Below are 8,123 nucleotides of genomic sequence, written 5' to 3'. Positions count from 1 at the left end.
AGCGGGGGTCCCCCGCCCACCTCCACTACTGGAAGCGCCAGCTGTCCGACCTGCCGGAGCTGATCCAGCTGCCCGCCGACCGGCCGCGGCCGGCCGTCGCCGGTTGGCACGGAGACCACGTCGGTCTGGAGCTGAGCCCCGAACTGCACGCCGCTCTGACCGAGTTGGCGCGGAACACCGGCACCAGTCTGTTCATGGTGCTGCAGGCGGCGCTGGCAGCGTTGTACACGCGGCTGGGGGCGGGGACGGACATCCCGATCGGGAGTCCGATCGCGGGGCGCACGGACGAGGCGCTGGACGAGCTGGTCGGGTTCTTCGTGAACACGCTGGTGCTGCGGACGGACACGAGCGGTGATCCGAGCTTCACCGAACTGCTCGGGCGGGTGCGGGAGACCTCACTGTCGGCGTACGCCCACCAGGACGTGCCGTTCGAGCACCTGGTGGAGGTGCTGAACCCATCCCGGTCGCTGTCCCACCACCCGTTGTTCCAGACGATCCTGGCCGTGCAGAACGCCCCGATGGGCCGGTTCTCGCTGCCCGGCCTGGAGGTCGCCACCTACGCGGTGGCCACCGGAACCGCCAAGTTCGACCTCGGGGTGAGCCTCGTCGAGCAATTCGGTCCGGCCGGGGAACCGGCTGGGATCGCCGGCGCGGCGGAGTACGCCACTGACCTGTTCGACCGTTCGACGGTCGAGGCCCTCGTGCGGCGCTGGACGCTCCTGCTGGAGGCGGTCACCGCCGATCCTGACCGGGCGATCGGGGGGATCGACCTCCTCGACTCCGACGAGCGGAACCGGCTGCTGGAGCGCGGCAACGCGACCGCCCGCGAGGTGGCCGCCGTGCCGGTGCCGGAGGCGTTCGCGGTGCAGGTGGCGGCGACGCCGGACGCGCTCGCCCTGGTGTCCGGTGGTGCCGAGTTGACGTACCGCGAGCTGAACTCCCGGGCGAACCGGTTCGCGCATGCGCTGATCGCCCGTGGGGTCGGTCCGGAGCAGGTCGTGGCGGTGGCGCTGCCGCGTTCGGTGGAGTCGGTGGTGGCTGTCCTGGGTGTCCTGAAGGCGGGCGCCGCGTACCTGCCGGTGGATCCGGCGTACCCGGCGGCGCGGATCTCGTACATGCTGGAGGACGCCCGCCCGGCGCTGGTGGTCGACGATCCGGCGCTGGTCGCCAAGGCCTCCGAGGCCTCCGAGTCGCCGGACACGGATCCCGTGGTCGCCCTCGATGTCCGGCATCCGGCGTACGTGATCTACACCTCGGGTTCGACCGGGCGCCCCAAGGGCGTCGTGGTCGCCCACGGCGGCGTGGCCAGTCTGGTCGCCGCCCAGATCGAGCGGTTCGCGATCGACTCCGGCAGCCGGGTGCTGCAGTTCGCCTCGCCCAGCTTCGACGCCTCGGTGTCGGAGATCTTCACCGCGCTGCTGTGCGGTGCGGCCCTGGTGCTGCCTCCGGCGGCGGAGCCGGTCGCCGCGCTGACGGACCCGGGGCTCGCGGTGACCCACGCGACCGTGCCCCCGTCCGTCCTGGCGGCCCTGCCGGAGGGCGCGGTGACGGTGTCGACCCTGGTGGTGGCGGGCGAGGCCTGCCCGTCGGAGCTGGTGGCGCGCTGGGCCCCGGGGCGGCGGATGGTCAACGCGTACGGTCCGACGGAGACGACGGTGTGCGCGACGATGAGCGACCCCCTCGCAGCCGGATCGGGCACGCCGCCGATCGGGCGGCCGATCGCCAACGCGCGGGTGTACGTGCTGGACGAGCGGCTGCGGCCGGTGCCGCCCGGCGTGCCCGGCGAGCTGTACGTCGCCGGCGCGGGCCTGGCGCGCGGCTACCTGAACCGGCCGTCCCTGACGGCGGGCCGGTTCGTCGCCTGCCCGTTCGAGGCGGACGGTTCTGGGCCCCTCCTGCCCGGTGGCGGGCAAGGAGGGAGGATGTACCGCACCGGGGACGTGGTGCGCTGGCGCGCTGACGGGCAGTTGGAGTACGTCGGCCGCGCCGACGACCAGGTGAAGGTGCGCGGCTTCCGGGTCGAGCCCGGCGAGATCGAGACGGCCCTGGCCGAGCACCCCGCCGTCGCCCGGGCCGCCGTCCTCGCCCAGGACGACCGGCTCATCGGCTACGTCGTCCCGCGCCGGGACACCGGCCGCGACGACAGCCGCGAAGCCGACCACGTGGGCGAGTGGCGGGACATCTACGACGCCCTGCCCATCACCCCCGAGGAAACCGCCTTCGGCCAGAACTTCGTCGGCTGGAACAGCAGTTACGACGCGAGCCCGATCCCCGTCGAGCAGATGCGGGAATGGCGCGACGCCACCGTGGCCCGCATCCTGGCCCTGCGCCCCCGCCGCGTGCTGGAGGTCGGCGTCGGCACCGGTCTGCTCCTCTCGCAGATCGCACCGCACTGCGAGACCTACTGGGCGACCGACTTCTCCGCCACCGCGATCGACGCGCTGGCCGCCCAGATCGCCCGGCAGGAGCAACTGGCCGACCGCGTCGTCCTGCACACCCGCCCGGCACACGACACCGACGGCCTGCCCGCCGGGCACTTCGACACCATCGTCATCAACTCGGTGGTGCAGTACTTCCCCTCCGCCGACTACCTCACCGACGTCATCGGGAAACTGATGCGACTGCTCGCCCCCGGCGGCGCGCTCTTCGTCGGCGACGTCCGCAACCTGCGACTGCTGCGCCCGCTGGCCACCGCCGTCCAACTGCACCGGGCCGCCGACGGCGCCGACCTGCCCGCCGTGCGGCGCGCGGTGGAGCAGTCCCTGCTGGTGGAGAAGGAACTCCTGGTCGACCCGGACTTCTTCACCGTCCTGCGCGACCGCGACCGCGAGAGCGGCGCCGATGCAGGCGCCGGCATCGGCGCGGTGACCGTGGAGGTCAAGCGGGGCCGCCACCACAACGAGCTGACCCGCTACCGCTACGACGTCACCCTGCGCAAGCCACCGGTCACCCCGGCGGGCCCGGACCGGTCGGTCGAGCTGGCGTGGGGGCAGCAGGTCGCCGGGCCGGCCGAACTGCGCGAGCTGCTCGCCCAGCCGCCCGCCGACGTGCTGCGGATCACCGGGGTGCCGAACCGCCGCGTGGCGCGGGAAGCGGCTCTGGCCAGGGCAGTACAGAGCGGGGACGGCTCGCTCGCCGAACTGCTGGAACGGTTGCACGCCCCGGAGGACGGCGACCTCCCTGACCCGGAGGATTTCCACGCCCTCGGGTCGGAGTTCGGCCGCTCGGTGTCCGTCACCTGGTCGGCCACTGCGGCGGACGCCGTGGATGTCGTCTTCACCGACCCGCAGGGGCTTCACGGCTCCCCGGTCGAGCCGTACCGGCCGGCCGGGACCACCGGCAGGCCGCTGGCGGCGCTGACCAACCGCCCGACCGGCAGCCGGGGTACCGGTGCCCTCATCGGCGAAATCCGTGACTGGCTGCGTGGCCGGCTGCCCGACTACCTGGTCCCGTCGGCGTTGGTGGTGCTGGAGGCGCTGCCCCTGACGGCCAACGGAAAGCTCGACCGCCGCGCGCTGCCCGCCCCCGACCTCGGCCCGGTCGCGGTCGGACGGGCGCCGCGCACCCCGCAGGAGCAGCTCCTCGCCGAGCTCTTCGCCGAGGTGCTCGGGCTGACACAGGTCGGCGTCGACGACAGCTTCTTCGACCTGGGCGGGCACTCGCTACTGGCGACCCGGCTCGCCTCCAGGGTCCGGGCGACCCTCGGTGCGGAGCTGGAGGTCCGGACCCTGTTCGAGACCCCGACCGTGGCCGCCCTGGCGGCCCGCCTCGACGGCTCCGGAACGGCCAGGCCCGCGCTGACCGCCCAGCCGCGCCCCGACCGGGTTCCGCTGTCCTTCGCCCAGCGCCGCCTGTGGTTCCTGCACCGGATGGACGGGCCGAGCGCCACCTACAACATGCCGCTCGCGCTCAGCCTGACCGGCGAACTGGACCGCCCGGCCCTGCACGCCGCGCTCGCGGACGTGGTCGCCCGGCACGAGAGCCTGCGGACGGTCTTCCGTGAGACGGACGGCGTGCCCCACCAGGTCGTGCTGAGCGCCGCGCAGGCGCACCCCGCACTGCCGGTGGTCGAGCTCGACGAGAGCCGGTTGGCGGAGCGCCTGGCGGAGACGGCGCAGTGCGGCTTCGACCTCGCGGCGGAGCCGCCGGTCCGGGCGGAGCTGTACGTCCTCGCCCCCGACCGGCACGTGCTGCTGGTCGTGGTGGAGCCTAGTGCGGCCGACGGCTGGTCGATGGGCCCGCTCTCGGGTGACCTCGCCGCGGCCTACGCGGCCCGCTGCCGGGGCGAGGCCCCGCAGTGGTCCCCGTTGCCGGTGCAGTACGCCGACTACAGCGCCTGGCAACGCGACCTGCTCGGTGACGCCGCCGACCCGGACAGCCTGTTCGCCCGGCAACTGGCCTACTGGAAGGAGGAGCTGGCCGGCGTCCCGCAGCAGCTGCAGTTGCCCGCCGACCGGCCGCGGCCGCCGGTGGCCTCCCAGCGGGGTGACCGGGTCGTGGTCCGACTGGACGCCGAACTGCACCAAGCGCTGCGGGACCTGGCCGCCGCGCACGGCGCCAGCATGTTCATGGTGCTCCAGGCCGGACTCGCGGCCCTGCTCACCCGGCTCGGCGCCGGCACCGACATCCCGGTCGGCAGCCCCATCGCCGGCCGTACCGACCAGGCGCTGGACGAGCTCGTCGGGTTCTTCGTCAACACACTGGTGCTGCGCACCGACACCGCGGGCGACCCGGGCTTCGCCGAACTCGTCGGCCGGGTGCGGCAGAAGGCGCTCACCGCGTACGACCACCAGGACGTGCCGTTCGAGTACCTGGTCGAGGTGGTCAACCCCGCTCGGTCGCTGGCCCACCACCCGCTGTTCCAGGTCATGCTGGCCCTGCAGAACGCACCGGTCGGCGAGTTCGCGCTGCCGGGGCTGGAGACCGGCCACCTGGAGGCGCCCACCGGCACGTCCCGGGTCGACCTGACGTTCAGCCTGGCCGAGCAGTTCCGCCCGGACGGCACCCCCGACGGCCTGGTCGGTGCGGTGGAGTACGCCACCGACCTGTTCGACGCGCCCACCGTGGAGCTGCTGTTCGAGCGCTTGGCCCGTCTGCTGCGCGCGGCGGTCGCCGACCCCGACCGGCCGATCAGCCGGATCGACATCATGCCCGTCGAGGAACGCCGCCGACTGCTCGCCGGGTCCAACGGTGCCGCGGCCGAGCTGCCCGAGGCCGCGGTGCCGGAGCTGTTCGCCCGCCAGGTGCGAGCCACCCCGGAGGCGGTCGCGGTCGTGGCCGGCGGCACCGAACTGACCTACGCGGAGCTCGACCAGCGGGCCAACCGCTTGGCGCGGGCGCTGATCCGCCAGGGCGTACGGCCGGAGACCCCGGTCGCGGTGCTGCTGGAGCGCTCGGCGGAGCTGGTCGTGGCGATCCTGGCGATCATCAAGGCCGGCGGTGCCTACGTGCCGCTGGACTCGCGCTTCCCCTCCTCCCGGATCGACCTGATCCTGCGGGAGAGCGGGGCCGCCCTGGTGCTCACCCAGGAGGTGCTCACCGCGCTGGTGCAGTCCGAGGCCGCCGATCCCTCCGGCTTCGAAGTCCGCTGTGAACCCGGACAGTTGGCGTACATCATGTACACCTCCGGCTCGACCGGTCGACCGAAGGGCGTGGCTGTCACCCACCATGACGTGGTGGGCCACGCGCTGACCCCCGAGTTCCGCGGCGGCGGACACGAGCGGGTGCTGATGCACTCCCCGACGGCCTTCGACCTCTCCACCTACGAGCTGTGGGTGCCGCTGCTCAACGGCGGCCGGGTCGTGGTCGCGCCGCCGGAGCAGCTCGACCTCGACCTGCTCCAGCACACGATCACCTCGTACGGGGTGACCGGACTGTGGCTCACGGCCGGACTGTTCCGCCTGGTCGCCGAGGAGCGCCCGGGGCTGCTCGCCGGGGTGCGCGAGGTGTGGACCGGCGGCGACGTGGTCTCCCCGGCCGCCGTCGCCAGGGTGCTGGCGGCCTGCCCCGGCATCGAGGTGGTCAACGGCTACGGGCCCACCGAGGCCACCACCCTGGCCACCTGCCACCCGGTGGGCGTCCTGCCCGAACACGCCGCGACCGTGCCGATCGGCCGGCCGATGGCGAACATGCGCGCCTACGTGCTCGACGCGGGGCTGCGCCCGGTGCCGACCGGCATGGTCGGCGAGCTGTACCTCGCGGGGACGGGCGTGGCCCGCGGCTACCTCGGGCGGGCCGGCCTGACGGCGGAACGCTTCACCGCCGACCCGTACGGGCCGGACGGGAGCCGGATGTACCGCACCGGCGACCTCGCGTCGTGGCGGACCGACGGCACACTGGACTTCGCCGGACGCGCCGACCACCAGGTCAAGCTGCGCGGCCTGCGGATCGAGCCCGGAGAGATCGAGGCCGTCCTGGCGGGCTGCCCCGGCGTCGCCCAGGCGGCGGTGGTCGCCCGGGAGGACCGGCCGGGCGACAAACGACTGGTGGCCAACCTGGTGCCCGCCCCCGCGGGCGCGCCCGAGGCGGGGGAACTGTCCGGCCGGCTGCGCCGAGAACTGCCCGACTACATGGTGCCGGCGGCGTTCGTCACCGTGGACGCGCTGCCGCTGACCGCCAACGGCAAGCTCGACCGGGCCGCCCTGCCGGCCCCGGAGTACGGGGCGTCGGACGCCGGGCGCGGCCCCCGGACGCCGCAGGAGCAGTTGTTGTGCGGGCTGTTCGCCGAGGTCCTCGGCCGGGAGCGGGTGGGCATCGACGACAACTTCTTCGATCTGGGCGGGCACTCGCTGCTGGCCGCCCGCCTGGCCTCGCGGGTCCGCGAGACCCTCGGTCTGGAGTTGGGCCTGCGCATGCTGTTCGAGGCGCCGACCGTGGCCGGTCTCACCGAGCGTCTGCTCATGGACGATCCCGACGACGCGTTGGACGTGGTGCTGCCGCTGCGTTCGACCGGGACCGGCACACCGCTGTTCTGCATCCACCCCGGCGGCGGCATCAGCTGGTCGTACAGCGGACTGCTGAACCACCTCCGCCCGCAGCACCCGGTCTACGCCATCCAGGCGCGCGGCCTCGGCCGGCCCGAAACCCTGCCGACGTCCTACGAGGAGATGGCGGCCGACTACGCCGACCAGATCCAGAAGATCCAGTCGGAGGGCCCGTACCTGCTGCTCGGCTGGTCCGCCGGCGGGCTGATCGCCCACGCGATCGCCTGCGAGCTGCAGTCGCGCGGCGAGCGGACCGCACTGCTGGCGATCCTCGACGCCTACCCGGTGAAGGACGTGCAGTTCGCGGAGGTGCCGGTGCCCACCGTGCGCGACGTGCTCGTCGGGGTGCTCGACGTCGACCCGGACGAGCTGGGCGACCAGGAGATCACCTACGCCGAGGTCGCCGAGGTCCTGAACCGGCGGGGCAGCGCGCTGGCCGGCCTGAACGAGCGACAGATCGAGGTGATCGTCGAGATCATGATCAACAACGCCAGGCTGGCGGTCGACTTCGTCCCCGGCGACTTCGACGGAGACCTGCTGCTGTTCAACTCCACGATCGACCGGGCCGAGGACAACGCGGGGCCCGAAATCTGGCGCCCGTACGTCGCCGGCCGGATCGAATCGCACGAGATCACCACCCGGCACGACCGGATGACCCAAACCGGCTCGCTGGCGCAGATCGGACCGATCCTGGCCGCCAGGCTCGCCGAGGCCACCGGTGACACCGATCGCGCCGATGGCGCTGGTAACGCCGATCGCACCACCACCCTTTCCCACCAGGAGGACTGACCCATGACCAACCCCTTCGACGACCAGGACGGCACCTTCCTCGTGCTCGTCAACGACGAGAACCAGCACTCGCTCTGGCCGCAGTTCGCGGACGTCCCGGCCGGCTGGACCGTCGTCCACGGCCCCGACACCAACGCCGCCTGCCTGCAGTACGTCGAGAAGTCCTGGACCGACATGCGGCCCAGGAGCCTCGCCGACGCCATGGAAGCCCAGCGGTAGCGCGGCCCGCAGTGAACCTGACCGACACCACGGACGAGGCCCCCCCCACGGCCGGCCTCCCCCCCCCCCCCCACCAACCCCCCCACCCTCTCACCCCCCACGCCCCCCGGGGCCCCGACCCCGTCTACGCCC

Annotated in this window: 2 protein-coding genes; both read left to right on the top strand. The window is 73.4% G+C overall.

What is annotated here, in order from left to right:
- Nucleotides 1-7,772: amino acid adenylation domain-containing protein (locus ACFV61_RS09300; RefSeq protein WP_380490883.1), on the top strand; the 7,772-nt coding region annotated here is incomplete at its 5' end.
- Between the two features lie 3 nt (nt 7,773-7,775).
- Complete coding sequence (locus tag ACFV61_RS09295) at nt 7,776-7,991, top strand: MbtH family protein (protein ID WP_380490881.1); 216 nt, start codon at nt 7,776-7,778, stop codon at nt 7,989-7,991.
- Nucleotides 7,992-8,123 lie beyond the last annotated feature (132 nt).

It is taken from the genome of Kitasatospora sp. NPDC059817, from assembly GCF_042731835.1.
Taxonomy (GTDB): domain Bacteria; phylum Actinomycetota; class Actinomycetes; order Streptomycetales; family Streptomycetaceae; genus Kitasatospora.
Note: the sequence above shows the minus strand (reverse complement) of the source record. Positions and strands in the feature narration are given on the sequence as shown.

Bases quoted from the DNA above. Each gene is read 5' to 3' on its own strand.
- ACFV61_RS09295 (WP_380490881.1), top strand. From the start codon at position 7,776: ATGACCAACCCCTTCGACGACCAGGACGGCACCTTCCTCGTGCTCGTC.